The sequence below is a fragment of the Klebsiella sp. HC6 genome (assembly GCF_022605325.1).
Lineage (GTDB): Bacteria > Pseudomonadota > Gammaproteobacteria > Enterobacterales > Enterobacteriaceae > Klebsiella > Klebsiella terrigena.
In genome coordinates, this window is sequence record NZ_CP093276.1 from 294,180 (window position 1) to 315,694 (window position 21,515).

Sequence of the window (21,515 nt, forward strand, 5' to 3'; positions counted from 1 at the left end):
ATGTTTACTTATCCTCCCGTGAAGAAGGTCTCGGTGGTTATCCCTGTTTATAACGAGCAGGAGAGCCTGCCAGAGCTCATTCGCCGCACGGATACCGCCTGCGCCACCCTTGGGCGTGAATATGAAATCCTGCTGGTCGACGACGGCAGCAGCGATGACTCCGCCCGCATGCTGACGGCGGCGGCCGAAGCTGAAGGCAGCCACGTCGTGGCGGTGCTGCTGAACCGCAACTACGGCCAGCACTCGGCGATTATGGCGGGCTTTAGCCACGTCACCGGCGATCTGATCATTACCCTCGATGCCGACCTGCAAAACCCGCCGGAGGAGATCCCGCGGCTGGTGGAGAAAGCGGACGAGGGCTATGACGTGGTCGGAACCGTGCGTCAGAACCGCCAGGATACCTTCTTCCGTAAAACCGCGTCGAAGATGATCAACCGCCTGATCCAGCGCACCACCGGCAAAGCGATGGGCGATTACGGCTGCATGCTGCGGGCCTATCGCCGCCATATCATCGACGCGATGCTCAACTGCCACGAGCGCAGCACCTTTATCCCGATCCTCGCGAATACCTTTGCCCGCCGGGCGGTGGAGATCCCGGTGATGCACGCCGAGCGTGAGTTCGGTGATTCCAAATACAGCTTTATGCGCCTGATTAACCTGATGTACGACCTGGTGACCTGCCTGACCACCACGCCGCTGCGCCTGCTCAGCGTTTTCGGCAGCGTGATCGCCCTGCTGGGCTTTGCCTTCTCGATCCTGCTGATTGTGCTGCGCCTGGTACTGGGTCCGCAGTGGGCGGCCGAAGGGGTGTTCGTGCTCTTTGCCGTGCTGTTTATGTTTATCGGCGCCCAGTTTGTCGGCATGGGCCTGCTCGGGGAGTATATCGGCCGCATCTATAACGATGTTCGCGCCCGCCCCCGCTACTTTATTCAACGTGTTGTTCGTCAGCCGGAAACGGCATCTCAAGAGGAAGATCGTTCATGAAAGCCGTAGTCTTCGCTTATCACGATATGGGTTGCGCAGGTATTCAGTCCCTGCTGGACGCCGGGTATGACATCGCCGCTATTTTCACCCATCCGGATAACCCCGGCGAAAACCATTTCTTTGGTTCGGTGGCGCGTCTCGCTGCGGAACAGGGTATCCCGGTGTGGGCGCCAGAAGATGTGAATCACCCGCTGTGGATTGAACGTATCCGCGAAATAAAGCCGGACGTGCTGTTCTCCTTCTACTACCGCAACCTGCTGAGCGATGAGCTCCTCAATCTTGCGCCGCGCGGTGCCTTTAACCTGCACGGCTCCCTGCTGCCGAAGTATCGCGGCCGCGCGCCGCTGAACTGGGTGCTGGTCAACGGAGAGAGCAAAACGGGCGTTACCCTGCACCGCATGATTGGCCGCGCCGATGCCGGCGATATCGTCGCCCAGCAGTCGGTGGCCATTGGGGCCGATGACGTGGCGCTGACCCTGCACCGCAGGCTGTGCGCGGCGGCGTCCGAGCTGCTGGGCCAGGCGCTGCCGGCGATCCGTGAAGGCAAAATTGACGCGCGCGCGCAGGATGAGAGCCAGGCGACCTACGTCGGCCGCCGTACGCCGGAAGATGGCCGTCTTGACTGGGAGCAGCCCGCGCAGGCCCTGCATAACCTGGTCCGCGCCGTATCCGATCCGTGGCCGGGCGCGTTTGGCTATACCGGCGCCAGCAAATTTATCGTCTGGAAATCTCGCGTCCGTCACGACCTGCCGGCAGCGAAGGCGGGGACGGTGATCTCCACCACGCCGCTGGTGGTGGCCTGCCAGGACGGAGCGCTGGAAATCGTCACCGGCCAGACCGATCGCGGCGTCTATATTCAGGGCACGCAGCTGGCGCAGGCCCTGGGCCTGGTCTCTGGCGCCGTGCTGAGCAGCAAACCGGTGGTGGCGATTAAGCGCCGCACCCGCGTGCTGATCCTCGGCGTTAACGGGTTTATCGGCAACCATCTGACCGAGCGCCTGCTGCAGGACGATAATTACGAAATCTACGGTCTGGATATCGGCTCCGATGCCATCAGCCGCTTCCTTGAGAATCCGCGCTTCCACTTCGTCGAAGGGGATATCAGCATTCACTCCGAATGGATTGAGTATCACATTAAGAAATGCGACGTGGTTCTGCCGCTGGTGGCGATCGCCACGCCGATTGAGTACACCCGTAACCCGCTGCGCGTGTTCGAGCTGGATTTCGAAGAGAACCTGAAGATTATCCGCGACTGCGTGAAGTACGATAAGCGCATTATCTTCCCGTCGACCTCTGAAGTGTACGGTATGTGCACCGATAAAAACTTCGATGAAGACAGCTCGAACCTGGTGGTGGGGCCGATCAACAAGCAGCGCTGGATTTATTCGGTATCGAAGCAGCTGCTCGACCGCGTTATTTGGGCCTACGGCGATAAAGCCGCGCTGCGCTTCACCCTGTTCCGTCCGTTTAACTGGATGGGACCGCGTCTGGATAACCTCAACGCCGCGCGTATCGGCAGCTCCCGAGCCATTACCCAGCTGATCCTCAACCTGGTTGAGGGCTCGCCGATTAAGCTTATCGAAGGCGGTAAGCAGAAGCGCTGCTTCACCGATATCAGCGACGGTATTGAAGCGCTGTTCCGCATTATCGAGAACAAAGACGGCCGCTGCGACGGGCAGATTATCAACATCGGTAACCCGGACAACGAAGCCAGTATTAAAGAGCTGGCGGAGATGCTGCTGGAGTGCTTCGAGCGCCATCCGCTGCGCGGCAACTTCCCGCCGTTCGCCGGCTTCCGCGATGTCGAAAGCAGCGATTACTACGGTAAAGGTTATCAGGACGTCGAGCACCGTAAGCCGAGCATCCGCAACGCGAAGCGCTGCCTGAGCTGGACGCCGACGGTACCGATGGAAGAGACCGTCGAGCATACCCTCGACTTCTTCCTGCGCACCGTTGAACTGGCGGATGATAAGAGATCATGAAACAGGTCGGCTTACGCATAGATGTTGATACCTTTCGCGGCACGCGGGACGGGGTTCCGCGGCTGCTGAGCCTTCTGGCCCAGCACGGGATTCAGGCAAGCTTCTTTTTTAGCGTTGGGCCGGACAATATGGGGCGCCATTTATGGCGCCTGATAAAACCGAAGTTTTTGTGGAAGATGCTGCGCTCAAAGGCGGCCTCGCTGTACGGCTGGGATATCCTGCTGGCCGGTACCGCCTGGCCCGGACGGCGCATCGGCGCGGGCAATGAAGAGGTGCTGCGCGCGACGGCGCAGGCCCATGAGGTGGGCCTGCACGCCTGGGATCACTACAGCTGGCAGGCGTGGAGCGGCGTCTGGCCGCAGGAGCGCCTGACCATGGAGGTTGAGCGCGGGCTGCTGGAGCTGGAGCGGATTATTGGCCAGCCGGTGACCTGCTCCGCCGTCGCCGGCTGGCGCGCCGACCAGCGGGTTATCAAAGCCAAAGAGTCCTTCGATTTTCTCTACAACAGCGACTGCCGCGGCAGCCGCCCCTTCCGGCCGCAGCTCGGCAACGAGACGCTGGGCACCGTGCAGATCCCGGTCACGCTTCCCACCTGGGATGAGGTGGTCGGCAGCGCGGTGGATACCGGCGGCTTTAACCGCTATCTGCTGGACTGTATTCATCGCGACCCGGGCGTCCCGGTCTATACCATTCATGCCGAAGTGGAAGGGATTGCGTTTGCGCAGCAGTTTGATGAGCTGCTGACCATGGCGGCGCAGGAAGAGATTCAGTTTTGCCCGCTGAGCCAGCTGCTGCCCGCTGATTTTAGCGAGCTGCCGGTGGGCAAGGTGGTCCGCGGTGAACTGGCCGGCCGGGAAGGCTGGCTTGGGCGTGAACAATTATTGAGTCAGGACGTATGAAAAGCATTCGTTATGGTATCTCCCTGCTGGCGCTGTTTGCCCTGTATTACGTACTGCCGCTGAATTTCCGCCTGCTCTGGCAGCCTGACGAGACGCGCTACGCGGAGATTAGCCGCGAAATGCTGGCCTCCGGCGACTGGGTGGTGCCGCATTTCCTCGGGCTGCGCTACTTTGAAAAACCGATTGCCGGCTACTGGATTAACAGCATCGGGCAGTGGCTGTTTGGCCACAACAATTTCGGCGTGCGCTTTGGCTCGGTCTTCTCCATCAGCGTGACCGCGCTGCTGGTTGCCTGGCTGGCGTGGCGGATCTGGCGGGATAAGCGGCTGGCGATCCTCTCCGGCGTGATGTTCCTCACCGCGCTGCTGGTCTACGGTATCGGTACCTATGCGGTGCTGGACCCGATGATCGCCATGTGGATGGCCCTCGCCATGTGCAGCTTCTGGGGCGCCGCTCAGGCGCAGACCCGGAAGGGCAAAATGGCCGGCTATCTCCTGCTGGGCGTGGCCTGCGGGATGGGGGTGATGACCAAAGGCTTCCTCGCGCTGGCGGTGCCGGTGGTGGGCGTACTGCCGTGGGTGATTGCGCGCAAGCGCTGGCGCGAAGTGCTGACCTGGGGCTGGCTGTCGGTGGTTGTCTGCGCGCTGGTGGTGCTGCCGTGGGGGCTGGCTATTGCCCAGCGCGAGCCGGACTTCTGGCGCTACTTCTTCTGGGTGGAGCATATTCAGCGCTTTGCCGAGAAAGACGCCCAGCATAAGGCGCCGTTCTGGTACTACATTCCGTTCCTGATTGCCGGAAGCCTGCCGTGGCTGGCGCTGCTGCCCGGGGCGCTGAAGCGCGGCTGGACCGAACGCGACGACGCCCGCGGCGCGCTGTATCTGCTGGGCTGGGTGGTGATGCCGCTGCTGTTCTTTAGCATCGCCAAGGGCAAGCTGCCGACCTACATCCTGCCGTGCTTTGGGCCGCTGGCGATCCTGATGGCCCGCTATGCGCTGAATGCGGCGAAAGCGGGGGCGAAGGTGCTGCGCATCAACGCCATGATCAACATCGGCTTCGGCCTGGCTGGCCTGCTGGCGGTGCTGGCGGTCTCGCCGTGGAGCTTTATGCACAAGCCGGTGTGGTCGCAGATTGAGCTGTATAAGTGCCTGCTGGCGGCCCTGATATTTGCGGCCTGGGCGCTGGTGGGCTGGCTGACGATGAAGGACAGCGCCCGGCGCTGGCCGCTTGCCGCCTGCTGTCCGCTGGGACTGGCGCTGCTGGTGGGTTTCGCCATTCCTGACCGGGTGATTGATAGCAAGCAGCCGCAGTTTATGATTGATATCGTCGGCGAGTCGCTGGCGCCAAGCCGCTACGTGCTGACCAATAACGTCGGTATTGCCGGCGGCCTGTCGTGGGAGCTCAGACGCAGCGATATCATTCTGTTCGATAAGCAGGGTGAGCTAAAATACGGTCTCGACTGGCCGGATGCGCAGGGCCGCTTCGTCAGCGAGGGCGACTTTGCCAGCTGGCTGGCAACGCATCGTCAGCAGGGGCCGGTGTCGCTGGTTCTGCTGATGGACAAAGGGGAGAGCATGAACGATCTGCCGCTACCAAAACCCGATAGCTCCTATGAGTTAGGGCGGGTTGTGTTTATCCAGTATCTGCCGCAATGAGTATCTGGATCTGCCTGGCGCTCGCCAGCCTGCTGAGCTGCGTCGGACAGCTGTGCCAGAAACAGGCCACCCGCCCGTCCAAATCCGGACGGCGCGGACGGCATATTCTCGGCTGGCTGGGCCTGGCGCTGCTGGCGCTCGGCGGCGGTATGCTGCTGTGGCTGAGCGTGCTGCAGGCGATCCCGGTGAGCATTGCCTACCCGATGCTGAGCCTCAACTTCGTCTGGGTCACCCTCGCGGCGTGGGGCGTCTGGCACGAGCCGGTGGCGCGCCGCCACTGGGTGGGGGTCGGCTTGATTGTCGTGGGTATCGTGATTCTCGGGAGTAGCGTCTGATGGGCTTAATCTGGGCGCTGCTTAGCGTCGGGCTGGTCAGCGCCGCGCAGCTGCTGCTGCGCGGGGCGATGGTCGAGCTGCCGCCGCTGACCGACCTGGTCACGTTTATCGGCCATCTTGTCCATCTCCGGGCCGGCACCTTCGGCCTGGCGCTGGGGCTGGGCGGCTACCTGCTGTCAATGGTGTGCTGGTACTTTGCGCTGCACCGTCTGCCGCTCGCCAAAGCCTATGCCCTGCTGAGCCTGAGCTACATTGTGGTGTGGGCCGCCGCTATCTGGCTGCCCGGCTGGCACGAGGCTTTCCGCTGGCGCTCGCTGCTGGGGGTGCTGATTATCGTCGCCGGCGTGCTGACCATCTTCTGGCCGCTGAAGCGTAAAGGATAGCTTAGCCCAGCCGTTCGACCTTGAGCTCGAACGGCGTCGGCGTGCACACCGCCAGGCTGAGGGCGCCAAGCTGGAGCTGGCTGACCGACAGCCGGGAGCGGAAGGTGCTGTCAACGCTGGCGATCTGCCAGGCGCTGCCGCCACGCTGCTTAACGATCGCCTCTTTACGCGTCCAGATGCGCCAGAACGCCGCCAGCTGTTGCTCCGGCCGTTCGGCCTCCACCTGCGCATGCTCGCCAGAGCTAAATACCGCATTGGCGATCCGACGCCAGTTTTCTCGCGGGCGAATGACTTCGATATCGCAACCGACTTCCCCCTCGTCGCTGAGCAGCAGCGCGATATCGTCGCCGCTGTGGCTGAGGTTAAACCACAGCGGCGTCCCGTCAGCAAACCCCGGCTTGCCCTGTTCGGCGTAGATAATCTCGGGCAGCGGCGTCACCGCCTGATACAGCAGCGCGCGGCCGGCTAACCAGCCGGCGCGGCGCGCGCCCTGCGGCGCGAGGGCGGAGAGCGCCGGCGGCAGCGCCCGCGTGCTTAAGGTCGAAATTTTCCCCAGCAAAAGCCGATACATATTAAGACCAACGTTTAATGATGATGGAGGTGTTGATGCCGCCAAAGGCGAAGTTATTGCTCTGCAGATACTCGCAGTCAATCCTGCGCGCTTCACCCATGATGTAATCGAGCTCGCCGCACTGGGGGTCAGGCTGATGCAGGTTGAGCGTCGGGGCGAACCAGCCTTCACGCATCATCTGCAGGCTCATCCAGGCTTCCAGCGCCCCGCAGGCGCCCAGCGTATGGCCAAAATAGCTTTTCAACGAAGAGATCGGCACGCGACTGCCGAAGAGGGCGGCGCTGGCCCGGCTTTCGGCAATATCGCCGCGATCGGTCGCCGTACCGTGGGCCGAGATATAGCCGATATCTTCGGCGCGTAAACCGGCCATGCTGAGCGCCTGCGCCATGCAAATTTGCATCGTTTCCTGCTGCGGCTGGGTGATATGCGCGGCGTCGCAGTTGGTGGCAAAACCGACGATTTCGCCGTAGATCGTCGCGCCGCGCGCTTTGGCGTGCTCCAGCTCTTCGAGGATCAGCGTACCGGCGCCTTCGCCTATCACCAGGCCATCGCGGCGCGCGTCGAACGGCGACGGGGTGGTTTTCGGCTCATCGTTGCGCTGGCTGGTGGCGAAGAGGGTATCAAAGATCGCCGCTTCGGACGGGCAGAGCTCTTCGGCACCGCCGGCCACCATCACCGTTTGATAGCCGTGGCGAATGGCTTCCCAGGCGTAGCCGATAGCCTGGCTGCCGGAGGTGCAGGCGCTGGAGGTGGGAATAACCCGCCCGCGCAGGCCGAAGAAGAGGCCGGTGTTGACCGCGGTGGTGTGCGGCATCATCTGTACGTAGGTGGTGCCGGTAATGTTGTTGGTATGCTTTTCCGTCAGCATGGTGGCAAACTCGCTCACCGGGCCGGTGCTGCCGGTTGATGAGCCGTAGGCAATACCGGTTTCGCCGTTCGTGAGCACCGCCTCGCCGATCAGGCCGGCCTGCTCCAGCGCCAGCTCGCTGGCGCGGGTGGACATCAGCGATACCCGGCCCATGGCGCGAATACGCTTGCGGGTATAGTGCTCCGGCAGGGTGAAATCGTCGATCGGCGCGCCGAGCAGGGTATGCAGGCCGTCGTAGATTTGCCACTCCGGCATCTTGCGCACGGCGTTCTCGTAAGCGAGCAGCCTGGCGGAAACGTCCTGCCAGTTTTCCCCAAAGGCGGTGACGCCGCCCATCCCTGTAATCACGACACGACGTGTCATAACATACCTCCATTGATGGAAATAACCTGGCGGGTGACGTAACCCGCAATGTCGGACATTAAATAGCTGGCCAGCCCGGCCACTTCATCCGCCTGGCCCATACGCTTCATCGGGATCAGAGCCATCGCTTCTTTCTGCGCGGCCTCTTCCATCTCGATCATCCCGGTATCAATCAGCCCCGGCGCAATGCAGTTGACGGTGATTTTGCGTTTCGCCAGCTCGATAGCCAGCGCCTTGGTGGCGCCGATAATGCCCGCCTTCGCCGCGCTGTAGTTGACCTGGCCGCGGTTGCCCATCACCCCGGAAACGGATGACAGGGTAATAATCCGCCCGCCCTGACGGGCGCCGATCATCGGCATAATGCACGGCTGAATGACGTTGTAAAAGCTGTCGAGATTGGTGTGGATGACGCAATCCCAGTCGTCGTCGCTGAGCGCGGGGAAGGCGCCGTCGCGGGCGATCCCGGCGTTGCTTACCACGCCGTACCACGGGCCGTGGGCGGCGATCTCCTGCTCCAGCACCTCGCGGCACTGCTCGCGGTTGGCGACGTCAAAGCTCAGCACCCGTCCGGCGCCGCCGGCGGCCTGCAGGGTCTCGAGGGTTTCCCGCGCGCCCTCGGCGTCGCGATGGTAATGAACGCCGACGGTAAAACCGTCCGCCGCCAGCTGGCAGGCGATGGCGCGGCCGATGCCCTTGCTGGCACCGGTCACTAATACTGAACGACTCATGGTTTCTCTCCCTGATTAAAAAGCGTCGTTAACTCTTCGGCGGTGGGCTGGAAGGTATTCACCCGGCCGGTTGCCAGCGCCTCATCCCCGGCGCTGATGGCGCATTCAAAGCTGCCAAAACGCGCGTCCTGCATTAACAGACTAACGCTGATGGTCAGCGTCCGGCCGGCGGGCAGCACCCCCGCGGCGCAGATCAGCTCCCTGGCGCCGAGCACCATGCCGAGCGCAATAGTGCTTTGCCCCTGCCGGCGGCGATGCCAGCCTGACCAGACGCCGACGGTCTGCGCCATCAGCTCCAGCGCAAACCAGCCGGGCAGGTTGCCGTCGGCGTCAAGAAACGGCGCCAGCACGCCGCGGCCGGTGACGGCAACGCGGCAAACGGCGGTTTCGTCAGTGACCTCCAGCACCTCTTCCAGCAGCAGCATCGGCGCGTCGTGCGGCAGGTAGTCGCCGGGCGATAAATAGTGGTTCATAAAACTCTCCCGAGCAGAATGCTGGCGTTATTGCCGCCAAAGGCGAACGAGTTGGACAGGATCGTCGGCCGGGCGAGCGGCTGCGCTTTCTCGATAATGCCGCAGGCGGGCAGCGCCGGGTCGCGCGGCGAAAGGCTGAAATCCTGGGCGGGCAGCGGCAGGCTGCGCTGGAGGATCAGCATGGCGATTGCCGCCTCGGTGATCCCCGCCGCGCCCAGCGTATGGCCGGTCAGATGCTTGGTGGAGCTGCACGGCACCTGCTCGCCAAACAGCGCGCTCACCACCTGCGATTCCACCTGGTCGTTAAGCGGCGTGGCGGTACCGTGGAGGTTGATGTAGCCCACCGCGTCGGCGGCGATACCGGCATCGTCGAGCGCCTGGCGAATGGCGCGGATGGCCCCTTCACCCTGCGGATGGGGAGCCGAAATATGGTGCGCATCGCTGGACTCGCCCACCCCGAGTAGGGCGATGGGCTGCGGCTCGCGGGTCAGCAGCATCAGCGCCGCGCCTTCGCCGATGGTAATTCCGCTCCGGTCGCGGCCGAAGGGCTGGCACAGCGTCGGGGAGAGGGACTCCAGGCTGTGGAAGCCGTTCACCGGCATCCGGCTGAGGGAGTCGGCGCCGCCGACAATCGCCACGTCCGCGAGGCCGGCCTCGATCAGCCGCCGCCCGCTGATTATCGCGCGGGCGCTGGAGGAGCAGGCGGTGGAGAGGGTAAAGGCCGGGCCGTCGAGCTCCAGCCAGCGGCTGAGAAAGCGCGACGGATCGCCCAGCTCCTGCTGCGGGTAGTGCCAGGCCGCGCTCGCCTTCGCGTTGAGGGTTAAGTCCACGTGCCTGTCGCCCTCATCGAGCCCGGAGGTGCTGGTGCCGAGCACCACCGCCACCCGATCGCGGCCGTAGCGGGTGATTGCGTCGTCCACCTGCGGCTGAATCTGCGCCAGCGCCGCCAGCAGCAGCTGATTGTTGCGCGAGCGGTGGGCGGCAAACGCGTCGTCGATGGCGGGCAGCTCGCCGTCAACGCCGCCGAGTATCGCCTGCGGTTGTCCCTGCAGCCAGCCGGCGCGCGGGCGCATACCGGGGGCGATACCGCGCGTCAGGTTGCAGGCGATCTCGTCGAGGCTGTTGCCCAGCGCGTTGATCATGCCGACAGCGGAAATGTAGATCATCTCAGTCACCCAGGTATTGAATGGTGATGTGGTAGCCGAAGGCGTGCTGCTGAATGCTGATGGGCTCACGGCGGCCTTTGCGGTTCAGGTAGGTGATTTCCGTCACCAGCCTGCCGCGGGCGTTGCGCAGCTCGCGCCTGTCGCCGGCGTCGGTCAGCGTCCAGCCTTTCGGCAGCTGCGGCTGCCAGGCCGCGATCGGCCAGTGGCTGAGCATCACGTCGGCCAGCACCTGGCTGGCGGGCGGCATCTGCGGCACCACGATCGACTGTTCGGTATGCACGCCTTTTTCGTCATAGGTGACGAGAAACAGACGGATGCCCACCGACGAGAGCCCGGCCAGCGTCACCCTGTGCGCGTCGGCGTTGAGCATCACCAGCAGCGACTGGGTCTGGCCGTTAAAGCTGCCGGTCAGCAGCTGCTGTGAGCTGAGCGTCGGCGAGATCCCCGGCGCCGGGAGCGTCACGCGGGCGCCCGGCTCCAGCCACGCCTGCGGGCGGCCCTGCTGCGCCTTCTGCGAATGGCCGCAGCCGGCAAGGGCTAAGGTGGCAATCAGCGCGAGGGCGCGGCCAAATCTGAACGTCATCATCGTCTTTGTTTCCCTTTTTTGCCGGGCATCGCCAGGGGCGATAGCAGGAAGGCGGTGAAAATCCCGCTGACCAGCACGATGCCAAAGCTGGCGATCGCCTGGGTTGAGCTAAATACCAGCATGCCGAGGGTCAGCAGCGTGGTCATCATGGCCAGGGTAACGGCCAGCAGCGAGGTCAGCGGCGTGCCGCGCGGGTTGCTGAAGAACAGCGTGTAGTTGATGCCAATCCCCAGCACCAGCACCAGCGCCAGCAGCGAAAACAGATTGAGCGAGTGGCCGCTGAGGGAGAGCGCCGCGAGGCCGCAGCCTAAGGAGAGTACCGAAGGCACGAGGCTGATAAGCCCTTTACGCCAGCCGAGGCGCAGAACCGCCCCGCAGGCGATGGTGGCCAGGGCGATACCCAGCAGTCCGGTGAGCAAATGGCGATAGAGGGCGAAGAGCTCGTCGAAAGCGCTTTTCCTGTCGACCCACGCCACGCCGCTATATTTTGCGCCGAGAGCCTTCAGCGCTAGGCTTTCATTCACGCCGTCAACCGGCACCAGCACGCCGCTCTCGCCGTTCTGCAGGGTTATCCATAGCAGACGCCAGCCTTCGCTGGCCGGGCTGGCAAGCCAGGCCTCCACGGTGACCGGCATGGGACTGAGATCCGCATTGATCGCCTGCAGCCCGGCGCTTTGCAGCACGCGGCTGACCGCCGGGGAGGCGGCCTTCAGCAGCGTCAGATCCTGATGCTGACGGGCCAGCGAGTTCAGGGGGATCGTCCGGTAGCCGTTAAGCTGCCCCTGCCGCTTCGCCTGTTCCAGCGCCGGCACAAAGGCTTCCAGCCGCTCCAGCGTTTGCTGCTGCGTCCGCCCGTAGACCACGAACCACTTCTGATCGACGCCCTGGCCGGTTAAGGCCGCGATCGTCTTTTCCTGCGCCAGCAGGGGCTGCGGCAGTGCCTGCAGCTGGGATATATCGTCGTCGACGCGCAGGGTGGCGATCCCCGCCAGCGAGAACAGCGCCAGGGCGATCGGCAGGCCGATGGTGAGCTTTTTATTGCGTCGCCATGCCGCCAGCCAGCGCAGCATCAGGACCATCGCCGGCACCGGGCGCACCGGCAGGCCGCGGGAGAGCAGCGGATGCCAGAATATGACCGTCAGGCAGGAGGCGCTGAGCCCGGCGGCGGCGAATACCGACATCTGGCGAATGCCGGGGAAAGGCGCGAGCATCATGATCAGATAGGCTACGACCACCGTCAGCAGCGCCAGCAGCAGCGCGTTGCGTACCTTGGCGAGGCTTTGCCACGGCGTGACCTCGTTGCCGTGCACCATCCGCTCGGTCAGGTAGTAGAGCGTGTAGTCGGCGGAAATACCGATAATGCTCATGCTCATCACCAGCGTCATCAGGTGCAGCTCGCCGAACAGCAGCAGCGTGGCGACGGTGCCCGCCAGCGCGCCGATGCCGATGGAGATCAGGCTCAGGAGCAGCGGACGCAGCGAGCGAAAGACCGCGACGATGAGCAGAATAACGCCCAGGATGGTGGCCACGCCGAGGGTTGAGATATCCCGCTTTGCCTGCTGGCTGGCGTAGTCGCTGTAAAATACCGTGCCGCGCGAGAGCAGCTGAGCCTGCGGATAGCGGGCCTTGAGCTCCGTTTGCAGGGCGGAGAGGGTGGTCACAAGGCGATGCGTTTGCTGCATATCAAACGACGAGCCCGCCAGCTCGCCGTGCAGCAGATACCACTGGTTGCCCTGCTTATCCTCGGTCACCAGCCAGCCATCCTTCAGCTGCATACGCTGGCCGTTTTTCGCCATCGCCAGCTGCGAGCCGCGCATCAGCATCAGCGGGTCATTTTGCAGCTCTTTGCCGCTGACGCCGGAGAAGGCGGAGTAGAGCTGGGAGAGGACCCACTGCGCCTGGGCTTCGCCGCCGTTTTGCAGGCGGGCGCGGGTGGCATCGTCAATCAGCCCGTTGCGGTGCTGCCAGAAAAACGTGCCCCAGGCCTGCTGGCTGGCGGCATCCATCGGGCCCTTCACCGTCGCCAGCGCGTGGGAGTTCTGCAGCAGCCTGAGCCACTCGCGGGCCACCTGCGGGTCGGCCTGCTTGCCGGGGCTGACCAGCCACACCAGCTGCCGGTCAAGGCGCTGCATAAAGCCCTCGTTGAGGCTCGGAGGAACGTCGCCAAGGGCCTGTTTCGGCAGCATCGCCAGCACGCTGCTGTTCATCCGCGACTGCGGCAGCAGCGTCAGCAGCACGCCCAGCATTACCAGGCAGGCGAGTCCCCACAGCAGCGCGAAGCTCCTGCGGTTACCGTGCAGCAAATCGTTGGCGTTCGTCATCGGTCAGTTGCGCTGGCGTAAGTTGATGTTGAGAAAGGGTGATATCGGTGCGGTCGCCCTGCCTGTCGTTCAGCTGAATACGTTCCAGGTAGGCCTGCCCGCCGAGATCGATGGTGGCGAATATTTTATCCAGCGGCGTGGCTATCGGCGTCAGGCGCAGCGTCCAGCGGCCTGCGCCCGCATCGGTGAATTCAACGCGGAAGTTCTGCTCCAGCACCCGGCGATCGGCCTGGAACAGCGCCCGCAGCAGATGGTTGAACTGGAACATCTGCGGGTTGCTCTCGGCGGTGATGACCTGCGGCGGCTGGCCGTTAATCGCCTGCACCATTCGCCTGTCGTCGAGCAGCAGCTGCATCGGGAACGGCCGGGTTTGATCCCACAGCAGTCCCTTATCGCGGGCGATCAGCATCGTCCCCTGGGATCGCAGCGGCTGCGGCAGATCCTTGATGGTGCGGGTTTGATCGAAGTGGGCGCGGATAACCGGCTGCTCGGTGAAGCGCTGCTGCAGATCGTCGAGCGTCAGCGCGCTGACCAGCGGGCTGATGAGCAGCGCCAGCAGGGGCCAGAGTTTCATGGCGTGACCCCCATGCGTTCAAACAGAATATCCGGGCTGACGAAGCTCATTTCCCGGCTTTTCTCCTCTACCGCGACCTGAATGGTGTAGCCGGTGGTGGTCCGTTTTCCGCTGGCCGCGTCGACGATCTCATAGCCAATGCGCAGCCGGTTCTCATACTCTTCGAGGCGGGCGCGCACGCGAAAGCGCTGTTCAAAGGTCAGCACGTCGCGGTACTTAACGCGGGTGTCGACGACCGGCCACAGGTAGCCGGACTCCTTCATCTGCCGGTAGCCGTAGTTGAACTGATTGAGCAGCGCCTCGCGGGCGATCTCGAAGTAGCGGAAGTAGTTGCCGTGCCACACCACGCCCATCATATCGACGTCGTGAAACGGGACGGTCAGCTCTACTTCGGCAGTAAAACGGGGATCGTTAAGCACCCTTTACTCCTTCTCTTTGGCGTCTGGCAGCTGCCAGAAATCGAAAAAATTAAACCAGTCCAGCGGCGAGCGCAGGGCGTAGTGCTCGAGGCGGCTGGCGTAGCGATCGACCGCGTTTTGGATCGCCTCCTCGCGCCCGGCGCGCGGCAGGATCAGCGGATCGGCGAAGGGTTCACAGTGAATGTGCAGCTTGTCCTGCTGGCGGAGGGCGAAGATGAGCTGCACCGGACAGCGCAGAACCGATGCCAGAATAAACGGCCCCTGCGGGAACGGTGCGGGCTGGCCCATAAATTCGCTCCAGCAGACGCGCCACGTACCGCCGCGCTGGGGCGTCACCGCGATGCGGTCGCCGACGATCGCAATCCATTCACCGCGCTCCAGCTTCTCTTTCAGCAGGATGGCGGTATCCGGGCCGATATCGGTTACCGGTATCAGGTTCAGCCCGGCCTGCGGCGCCATCTCCTGCATGATTTGCTTAAAGCGGCGGGCGTTGTCGCTAAACACCAGCGCATTGATGGTTTTGGTGCCCTGCAGCTGCGCCAGCGCCCGGCAGGCTTCGACGTCGCCAAGATGCGAGGCCAGCAGCAGCTTGCCGGTGGGGGCGCTGCGGTGCAGCGTTTCCTCGGCGCCGGGCGCGAAAACCACATCGCGATCGAAGCGCAGCTCGCCGCGCCAGCCGGCGATTTTATCGAGCATCGCATGGCCAAAGCGCAGAAAGTGGCGATAGCTGTTCAGCGCAGGCAGCGGCTGCCGCCGGGCGCTAAGCTGCGCCCGCACGCGGGAGAGCCACTCCCGGGAGGCCCGGCGGGCGCGGTGCGCGCTGAGCCAGTAGACGGCGACCACCGGATAGAGCAGCAGCGAAAACGCCTTGCGCCCCAGCAGACGCCACACCAGCAGCATCAGGCGCATGCCCCACAGCCCTTTGACCTCCTCCTGCTGCGCCCAGTGTACGGGGGAGCGGCGCAGCAGCAGGGAGGGGATGCGCGGCAGCATGCCGAGGAACAGCCGCGTGTGCATCCACGAGATGCGGCAGTTGTCCTTAAAGGCGTCAAAGTGAGAAAGCCCGTCCGGCGGATAGGTGACGCGCGTCGGCACAAAATAGCTGGGATTGCCCTGCCAGTAGAGGCGGACCATCACTTCGGTATCAAAATCCATGCGCTGGCCGAGGGCGACGCGCTGCGCCAGGCGCAGCGTCGGCGCTATCGGGTAGACGCGGAACCCGCACATACTGTCTTTCAGCTGCAGCGATAGCGTTTCGATCCACACCCAAACGTGGGTTATCCAGCGTCCGTACAGGCGCGAACGGGGAATGGAGTCGTCGTAAATCGGCTGGCCGGAAATCAGCGCCGCCGGATGGCTGCGGGCCAGCTCGAGCAGCTGCGGAATATCTTCGATGGCGTGCTGGCCGTCGGCGTCGACCTGCACGGCATGGGTATAGCCGGCTTCGGCGGCGGCCTGCAGCCCGCGGATCACCGCGACGCCCTTGCCGGCGTTCTCGGCCAGCCGAATCAGCGTCAGGTTTGGCTCCCGCGCCGCCAGCTCGCTCAGCTGGAGACGCGTCTCCTCGCTGCTGCCGTCGTCCACCACGATGCAGGGCAGGTCGAACGGCTGCAGCCGGGCCAGCACGCGCGCCATCATTGCCCCGTGGTTGTAGCAGGGGATCACCACGCAGGGGCGGAAGGTTAGCGACACAGGCGAATCTTCCCGCTGCTGGCGGTATGGCGCGCGTCGCCGTCGTGGCGCTGATAGCTAAAGGTCAGTATCTGACGCGCTTCCTGCCAGCTCAGGGCCAGCGTGACGGTGGTCTCCGGCAGCAGCGGCGCCTGGAATTTGACGTTCTGAATGCTGTGAAAGCGCCAGCCCGGCGCCAGCAGCGTGGTGGCGTAGTGCATCACCCAGTCGAGCTGCGCGACGCCGGGCAGCAGCGGCTGTACGGCAAAATGGCCGCCGAACCAGAAGAGGTTAGGGTCGAGGTGCAGGACGACTTCAACCTGCTGCGGCTGTGCCTGATGGCGCTCTATTTCATGGGGTATCATGAAAAAATTCCTGTAGTTGCGCATAGACACGCTTGTTCATACTGTTGACCGGGATGTCATCAACCACGCGCCAGTAGCGGGGGATCGCCACCGGTTCCAGCGTCGGGCGCAGCGCCTGGCGCCACTGGCGCTCAAGGATTTTGCCCTCGTGCTGCCAGCGCTGACGGGTCTGCGCATCCAGCACCAGCAGCGCGCCAATCCCCTGGCGATCGCCGCGGGTGACCGGCAGAGCCACCGCGTCGCGGATCCCCGGCAGGTTCTGGAGCCTGAGCTCTATTTCGCTGAGCGAAACCCGCTTCTCTTCAATTTTGACCACCCGCCCACGCCGTCCGGTCAGGCGAAACTGGCCGTTGGCGGTAAATTCGAGGGTATCGTCGATTAACAGCCCGTCTTCATCGGCGATAAGCGGTGAAAACAGGCGGAAAGTCTCCCCCTGCTGCAGCAGCCTGATGCCGGCAAAGGGCTGCCAGGCCGCCTCTTCCTGACGCCGCGAGCGCCAGGCGATCACGCCGGTTTCGGTGCTGCCGTAAATTTCGTCCGTCCAGACCTTCAGCCAGGCCGCCGCCCGGGCGACGTCTTCCGCGGGAAGCTGGCCGCCGGCGGAGAGAATGAGCTCTACCGGCGGCGGCGTAAGATGGGGATCGAGGCGTTTCAAAAACGCCGGGCTGCTGATAAACGCATAGCGGTGCTGCTGGCCCAGGGCGCTGAGCTGCTCGGCGTAAAAGAGCATCGCCGCGTGGAGCGGCAGGCCGAGGGCCATCGGCAGAAAGATGCGAAAGGTGAGCCCGTAGAGGTGCTGAGGCACCACCGAGGCGACGATGCGGCAGCCCTCAAGGCGGGTGGCGAAGCGCGCGGCCAGCAGCTCGGCCTCGCGGTCAAGATGGGCGATCGGTTTGATAACCCGCTTCGGCTTCCCGGTTGAGCCTGAGGTAAACAGCTCTACGCAGGCGTCGCCGGCGATGCGGCAAAACGTGCCGGGCTCCGCCATCGTGCGCCGCGCGCTGCCGATGACCAGCGAGGGTCCGTGCCAGTCGAGGGGCCCGTCGCTGAGGACGCCGTCAAACAGCGCCCGCTGCTCGTTCAGCAGCGAGCTGCGGCTATGTCCAGGGATCACCGGGATTTTATGCGCGTGCAGCGTCGCCAGCAGCGCGACGAGAAACAGATAGCTGTCCTCAAAGCACAGCGCCCAGCGTTCGGCATCGTGCCGTTGCAGCCGTTCGACCCACTGCGCCACGTCGTAGCGCAAATGGCCGAGGGTCCAGGTTTGCTCATCCAGCCAGGCGATCGGCGTGTCCGACGGGCGCGAAACGTCCAGCCAGCGCGCCAGGGAGAGAGGCGCAATCATGACGATTCTCGCTTTATCATCCGCCGGCGCACCAGCCACTCTGCGGCCATCAGCGTGCCGATCAGCAGATAGGCGATCATGCCGTTCCACGCCGTCCATAGCGCCATATCGCCATACAGCGCGGTAAAGAGCGCCATGCCGCCGTTAAGAATAAAAAGGCCGCACCAGATTTGCGTCACCCGACGGGTGTAGCGTACGCCGGCCGCGGAAAGCTGCGGGTCGCGCAGGCGCGCCAGCCGTTCAACAACCGGCATCGCGGACCACAGCGAGCCGCCGAAAACGGCGAGCATGACGGCGTTGACCACCAGCGGATAAAACAGCAGCAGCTGATGCGTTTTGAGCAGGTAGCTGGCGGTACAGAGTGCAATACCCGCCAGCGCCACCAGTCGGGTAACGGCGTGCAGCGGTCCCGCCTGTCGCCGGGTCTGGCGAAGGCGTAACAGCAGAATCAGCGCCATCAAGGGGAGCAGCCAGTGCAGGCTGTTGTGCGCGAGGCCCAGCCAGATTAAAAATGGCCAGGCCAGCAGGAGCAGGCTCGTTAGCAGCTGTATACCCTTAGATGAAGGGGCTTTCGACATGCGGGTCAGGCTTCTCGGGACAAGCGTTCAACCGCATCAACCACGTCCTGTACGGTACGCACGGCCTTAAACTCTTCCGGCTTTATTTTCTTGCTGGTCTTCTTTTGCAGATGGACGATCATATCGACGGCATCAATGCTGTCCAGCTCGAGGTCTTCGTACAGACGCGCTTCCGGGCGGATCTCCTGCGGGTCGATTTCAAACAGCTTAACCAGAAGCGCCGAGACTTCGGCATAAATATCATGTGATTCAGTCATGGGCGGTGCCTCAGGTACGTTGAGCGTGGATGAACGCGGCCAGGGTCGCGACGGAGTAGAAGTGCTGGCGCATCTCGTCGCTTTCGGCGGAAAGCACCACGCCGTAGCGGTTTTTCACCGCCAGCCCCAGTTCCAGGGCGTCAATGGAGTCGAGGCCGAGACCGTCGCCAAAGAGCGCCGCGTCGGCGTCGATGTCGTCAGCCGACAGCTCTTCCAGATTCAGCGTGTTGATGATGAGATTTTTCAGTTCAAGATAGAGCGCTTGCATCATTAATTCCTGAAGTAGGCGTAGTACCTGATTGTAATTGAAGCAAAATATGCCGATTTAGCTGTCTTGCTGCCAGCGACGGTTCTTGTGAGTTTTCGTCGTAAAACTGGGCGATCTGCACCCGCTCGCCTACCTCGATGGTAAACAGGGGCCGGGTTGCCGGCGCATCGTACCATTTACTGTTTTTGCCCAGCATATGTTCGCTGCAGCGAATGACCACTACGCGCAAATCGCTGGCGCAGCGCACGGCAATATTGGCCGCGCCGCGCTGAAGGACCATGGGTTCGCCCGGCAGGGTGCGGGTTCCCTCCGGGAAAATTAAGATGGTATCGCCCTGCTGCAGGCGCTGCCGGCTGGCGGGCAGTAGCGCATCGGCCTGATCGTTAATTAAATAGTCCGCCGCGCGGATCACGCCGCTGACGAACGGGTTTTTCAGCAGGGCGCTTTTTACCAGGCAGTCGGTCTCGGGCATGATCGAAGCCAGCATCACGTAGTCGATAAGGCTGGGATGGTTAGCCACCACCAGGCATCCGCGCTCCTGGCGCAGGAGCTCGGCGCCCACGATCCGGTAATCCAGCACCCCGACGGCTTTGACCACCGTTAAGAAGAGGCGAAAGCTGGCCGAGATGCTGCGTCGCGCCAGGCGACGGCGGCGAGATTTATCTCTGACCGCCACCAGCAGCAGGTTAAACCAGACTAAGGACAGCAGCAGCCCGCCAAGGCCGAACAGCGCGAAGCAGACGCCGGTCATCAGCCCGCGCCAGGCGCGATTTATGCGTGACGGAAGGCCGTTCATGAGCGGCTCCACTGCCACTGCAGGCGCTCGCCGGCGATAGTAAAGGCCAGGCTCTCCTGCAGGTAGTGGCGTAAAAACTGCAGGCTCTGCGGCAGCTCCGCCTCTTCGCCCGGTGCGGCGCGCTGCGTCGAGCAGCGCCACTCTTCGCCCGCTTCGATAACCAGCGCGAGCGCGTAGGGCCAGGTCGGCATCGCGGGGGGAAGATAGGGGTGATAAAACTCCGGGAGATGGCCGTCGAAATCGACCATCAGCACGCGCTGATAGCCCGCCTGCAGCAGGCACATCGCTTCGCACAGCCCCTGCTGGAAGGTATCTTGCCCGGCGGAGAGGGAAGAGGAGACGATCGGCCTTTGGGCGGCAATGGTCAGGTTACCGACCGCTGAATTATGCACGGAGAGCGCGAAGTCGGTCGGGGAGAGCGCCTGTTCCGTCGCCAGCGCGTGCAGGATGCGGTAGTTGCGTTCAAGCTCGCCGTGGCGGCTGGTGTACAGTACGGCATCGATACGATGGCGGCGCAGCATCGCCAGCCCGCACTCAACGGCCAGCCGGCTGCCGGAGCTGAGTCGTCTGGCGGTCATCATCGGTAATTCGCTCAGCTTTGCCTGAGGCGCCGCCGGATCGATGGCGTGCGAAAGCCGTGACCACTGCTGCCACTGCGTCGTTTCGCTTAGTCCTGGGGCTCTGCCCTGCCAGTCAATTATGTTTAGTGCAAATTTCATCAACGCGAGTCCGCGGTAAATCGGTGATTCTGGTAGCGTTTTTTAACGCCACCTTGTTATTTTTCTGCTGGCCTGCCAATACGGTATGACCGACGCCAGGTTATCGGGCGCGCCGCAGCCCGCATTATTTGCCGATCGGTTTCGCGTATTTTCGATATTTTTGCGCATCAGTGCAATTTATTGTGGCAAATCTAAGAGCACGAGCCGAATATTTTCATCGTTCCGGCTGCGGCCGGACGCGCATTTTCTGCAGTGACCACCACATATCATACAGGGCGGCCTGCGAATACATAGGATAATGCCGAATCAAATCGCGGTTCGGCATATCCCGCGGGCCTTCAGGCGATTGCCGGCCGGCGTTAGCGGGATGATGCCGATATAGCGCCGGGCGCTATATTCCTCTTTAGGGGTAAGAAAACGTCCTGCCCCTAATCACTTCGCACCGGAGCGCGGAGAGCGAACGCTTACAGCGCGCTTCCCGCAGCCAAATTAACCTGGATGTCTTTATCCAAATTATGTACCCAGCGGTTATAGTTTTTATGGATTTCACCGCCGGAGGCCATCAGGTTGAGGCTGCTGACGTAACGAATAGAATAACCGGTCGCGGAATAGTTAATTTGCACTTCAGCAACGTGATCGCGCGCCTGCTGGCGGGCTTTGATAATACCCGGCGCCGTCTCTGACATTATCCACTGGCGCTGTACGCCGGCTCGGAAAATAGCGTTTTTTACCTGAGCATCGGTATGGCCAGCGCTGACCGTTGTCTGAATTTGTTCGATGGGCGCCGTACGGGCGCAGCCTGCCAATGTCCCGATAACGGCAATAGCCGCCAGCCACTTAACAACCTTTTTCATGAACGCTTCCTGTCGAATTATGGGTATATGATGAGATGCCCAATGCTAAGAATAATTAATATCAGTCTCACCGGGCCGGAATTATGTCTCAGGTAAATATCTCGCACGTTTTCCGTTTTGACGTCAGGCGAGAAGGGTTTTCATCATAAAGCATAGATCGCGAGGTCACCAGCGGCAATGCGTAATGATGATGGATTTCAGATGGTTAAAATTTACGTTGATAGCCTAAAATTCACAAAAATTATACAATCCTCGCTATTCTTCACCATCAAATTAATCACTCGGCTTATTCAGTCATATCATTCTCATCATTTAATAATAAGCAAATTATTACCCGGCTACATAATGGGGATATTAT

24 protein-coding genes are annotated in these 21,515 nt (G+C 62.6%); 6 read left to right on the forward strand and 18 right to left on the reverse strand.

Annotated elements, in window-relative coordinates; genetic code table 11:
- Genes arnC through arnF form a run of 6 tightly spaced genes read left to right on the forward strand, consistent with a single transcriptional unit; the run spans nt 1 to nt 6,235 of the window.
- Complete coding sequence (arnC, locus tag MMW58_RS01325; protein ID WP_241722645.1) at nt 1-984, forward strand: undecaprenyl-phosphate 4-deoxy-4-formamido-L-arabinose transferase; 984 nt, start codon at nt 1-3, stop codon at nt 982-984.
- Entirely contained in the window at nt 981-2,966 is a 1,986-nt protein-coding gene (gene arnA, locus MMW58_RS01330) for a bifunctional UDP-4-amino-4-deoxy-L-arabinose formyltransferase/UDP-glucuronic acid oxidase ArnA (protein ID WP_241722646.1), read from the forward strand. The genes arnC and arnA overlap by 4 nt, the downstream gene beginning before the upstream one ends.
- A complete protein-coding gene (gene arnD / locus MMW58_RS01335; protein WP_241722647.1) occupies nt 2,963-3,865 on the forward strand; it encodes a 4-deoxy-4-formamido-L-arabinose-phosphoundecaprenol deformylase in 903 nt (300 codons plus the stop codon). The genes arnA and arnD overlap by 4 nt, the downstream gene beginning before the upstream one ends.
- On the forward strand, nt 3,862-5,517 hold the full coding sequence (arnT, locus tag MMW58_RS01340; RefSeq protein WP_241722648.1) for a lipid IV(A) 4-amino-4-deoxy-L-arabinosyltransferase: 1,656 nt from the start codon (nt 3,862-3,864) through the stop codon (nt 5,515-5,517). The genes arnD and arnT overlap by 4 nt, the downstream gene beginning before the upstream one ends.
- Nucleotides 5,514-5,852 carry a 4-amino-4-deoxy-L-arabinose-phosphoundecaprenol flippase subunit ArnE gene (gene arnE / locus MMW58_RS01345; RefSeq protein ID WP_133600090.1) on the forward strand — a complete coding sequence of 113 codons (339 nt, stop codon included), beginning with the start codon at nt 5,514-5,516 and terminating at the stop codon, nt 5,850-5,852. Before arnT ends, arnE begins: the two co-directional genes overlap by 4 nt.
- Nucleotides 5,852-6,235 (forward strand): 4-amino-4-deoxy-L-arabinose-phosphoundecaprenol flippase subunit ArnF, encoded by a 384-nt coding sequence (arnF, locus tag MMW58_RS01350; RefSeq protein WP_159236546.1) that lies wholly within the window; start codon nt 5,852-5,854, stop codon nt 6,233-6,235. Before arnE ends, arnF begins: the two co-directional genes overlap by 1 nt.
- Before the next feature lies 1 nt (nt 6,236).
- On the opposite strand, the gene acpT is transcribed toward arnF, so the two are convergent.
- From acpT to MMW58_RS01440, 18 genes are all read right to left on the reverse strand, one after another.
- Nucleotides 6,237-6,806 (reverse strand): 4'-phosphopantetheinyl transferase AcpT, encoded by a 570-nt coding sequence (gene acpT / locus MMW58_RS01355; protein ID WP_241722649.1) that lies wholly within the window; start codon nt 6,804-6,806, stop codon nt 6,237-6,239.
- A 1-nt stretch (nt 6,807) separates the two neighbouring features.
- A complete protein-coding gene (locus MMW58_RS01360; RefSeq protein ID WP_241722650.1) occupies nt 6,808-8,037 on the reverse strand; it encodes a beta-ketoacyl-ACP synthase in 1,230 nt (409 codons plus the stop codon).
- Nucleotides 8,034-8,765, reverse strand: a complete 732-nt coding sequence (locus tag MMW58_RS01365) for a 3-ketoacyl-ACP reductase FabG2 (protein WP_241722651.1) — start codon at nt 8,763-8,765, stop codon at nt 8,034-8,036. Before MMW58_RS01365 ends, MMW58_RS01360 begins: the two co-directional genes overlap by 4 nt.
- Nucleotides 8,762-9,238: a hotdog family protein gene (locus tag MMW58_RS01370; RefSeq protein WP_241722652.1), complete on the reverse strand. Its 477-nt coding sequence runs from the start codon at nt 9,236-9,238 to the stop codon at nt 8,762-8,764. The genes MMW58_RS01365 and MMW58_RS01370 overlap by 4 nt, the downstream gene beginning before the upstream one ends.
- Entirely contained in the window at nt 9,235-10,404 is a 1,170-nt protein-coding gene (locus MMW58_RS01375) for a beta-ketoacyl-[acyl-carrier-protein] synthase family protein (RefSeq protein WP_241722653.1), read from the reverse strand. The genes MMW58_RS01370 and MMW58_RS01375 overlap by 4 nt, the downstream gene beginning before the upstream one ends.
- A gap of 1 nt (nt 10,405) precedes the next feature.
- Nucleotides 10,406-10,990 carry a DUF3261 domain-containing protein gene (locus tag MMW58_RS01380; protein ID WP_133600083.1) on the reverse strand — a complete coding sequence of 195 codons (585 nt, stop codon included), beginning with the start codon at nt 10,988-10,990 and terminating at the stop codon, nt 10,406-10,408.
- Nucleotides 10,987-13,311, reverse strand: a complete 2,325-nt coding sequence (locus tag MMW58_RS01385) for an MMPL family transporter (RefSeq protein ID WP_241722654.1) — start codon at nt 13,309-13,311, stop codon at nt 10,987-10,989. The genes MMW58_RS01380 and MMW58_RS01385 overlap by 4 nt, the downstream gene beginning before the upstream one ends.
- Complete coding sequence (locus tag MMW58_RS01390) at nt 13,280-13,885, reverse strand: outer membrane lipoprotein carrier protein LolA (protein ID WP_159236540.1); 606 nt, start codon at nt 13,883-13,885, stop codon at nt 13,280-13,282. Before MMW58_RS01390 ends, MMW58_RS01385 begins: the two co-directional genes overlap by 32 nt.
- Nucleotides 13,882-14,304: an acyl-CoA thioesterase gene (locus MMW58_RS01395; RefSeq protein ID WP_041143075.1), complete on the reverse strand. Its 423-nt coding sequence runs from the start codon at nt 14,302-14,304 to the stop codon at nt 13,882-13,884. Before MMW58_RS01395 ends, MMW58_RS01390 begins: the two co-directional genes overlap by 4 nt.
- 3 nt (nt 14,305-14,307) lie before the next feature.
- Nucleotides 14,308-15,996 carry a glycosyltransferase family 2 protein gene (locus MMW58_RS01400; RefSeq protein ID WP_241722655.1) on the reverse strand — a complete coding sequence of 563 codons (1,689 nt, stop codon included), beginning with the start codon at nt 15,994-15,996 and terminating at the stop codon, nt 14,308-14,310.
- Nucleotides 15,987-16,340, reverse strand: a complete 354-nt coding sequence (locus MMW58_RS01405; RefSeq protein WP_241722656.1) for a 3-hydroxyacyl-ACP dehydratase FabZ family protein — start codon at nt 16,338-16,340, stop codon at nt 15,987-15,989. Before MMW58_RS01405 ends, MMW58_RS01400 begins: the two co-directional genes overlap by 10 nt.
- On the reverse strand, nt 16,327-17,685 hold the full coding sequence (locus MMW58_RS01410; RefSeq protein WP_241722657.1) for an AMP-binding protein: 1,359 nt from the start codon (nt 17,683-17,685) through the stop codon (nt 16,327-16,329). Before MMW58_RS01410 ends, MMW58_RS01405 begins: the two co-directional genes overlap by 14 nt.
- The gene (locus MMW58_RS01415) at nt 17,682-18,263 is read right to left on the reverse strand and encodes a COG4648 family protein (protein ID WP_133600078.1); all 582 of its coding nucleotides are present in this window, start codon (nt 18,261-18,263) and stop codon (nt 17,682-17,684) included. The genes MMW58_RS01410 and MMW58_RS01415 overlap by 4 nt, the downstream gene beginning before the upstream one ends.
- A gap of 5 nt (nt 18,264-18,268) precedes the next feature.
- Nucleotides 18,269-18,520 (reverse strand): acyl carrier protein, encoded by a 252-nt coding sequence (locus MMW58_RS01420; protein WP_045853985.1) that lies wholly within the window; start codon nt 18,518-18,520, stop codon nt 18,269-18,271.
- A 10-nt stretch (nt 18,521-18,530) separates the two neighbouring features.
- Complete coding sequence (locus MMW58_RS01425; RefSeq protein ID WP_041143069.1) at nt 18,531-18,788, reverse strand: phosphopantetheine-binding protein; 258 nt, start codon at nt 18,786-18,788, stop codon at nt 18,531-18,533.
- Complete coding sequence (locus tag MMW58_RS01430; RefSeq protein ID WP_241722658.1) at nt 18,769-19,584, reverse strand: lysophospholipid acyltransferase family protein; 816 nt, start codon at nt 19,582-19,584, stop codon at nt 18,769-18,771. The genes MMW58_RS01425 and MMW58_RS01430 overlap by 20 nt, the downstream gene beginning before the upstream one ends.
- On the reverse strand, nt 19,581-20,303 hold the full coding sequence (locus MMW58_RS01435) for a beta-ketoacyl synthase chain length factor (protein ID WP_241722659.1): 723 nt from the start codon (nt 20,301-20,303) through the stop codon (nt 19,581-19,583). The genes MMW58_RS01430 and MMW58_RS01435 overlap by 4 nt, the downstream gene beginning before the upstream one ends.
- 464 nt (nt 20,304-20,767) lie before the next feature.
- The gene (locus MMW58_RS01440; RefSeq protein ID WP_041143066.1) at nt 20,768-21,157 is read right to left on the reverse strand and encodes an LptM family lipoprotein; all 390 of its coding nucleotides are present in this window, start codon (nt 21,155-21,157) and stop codon (nt 20,768-20,770) included.
- Nucleotides 21,158-21,515: the final 358 nt, after the last annotated feature.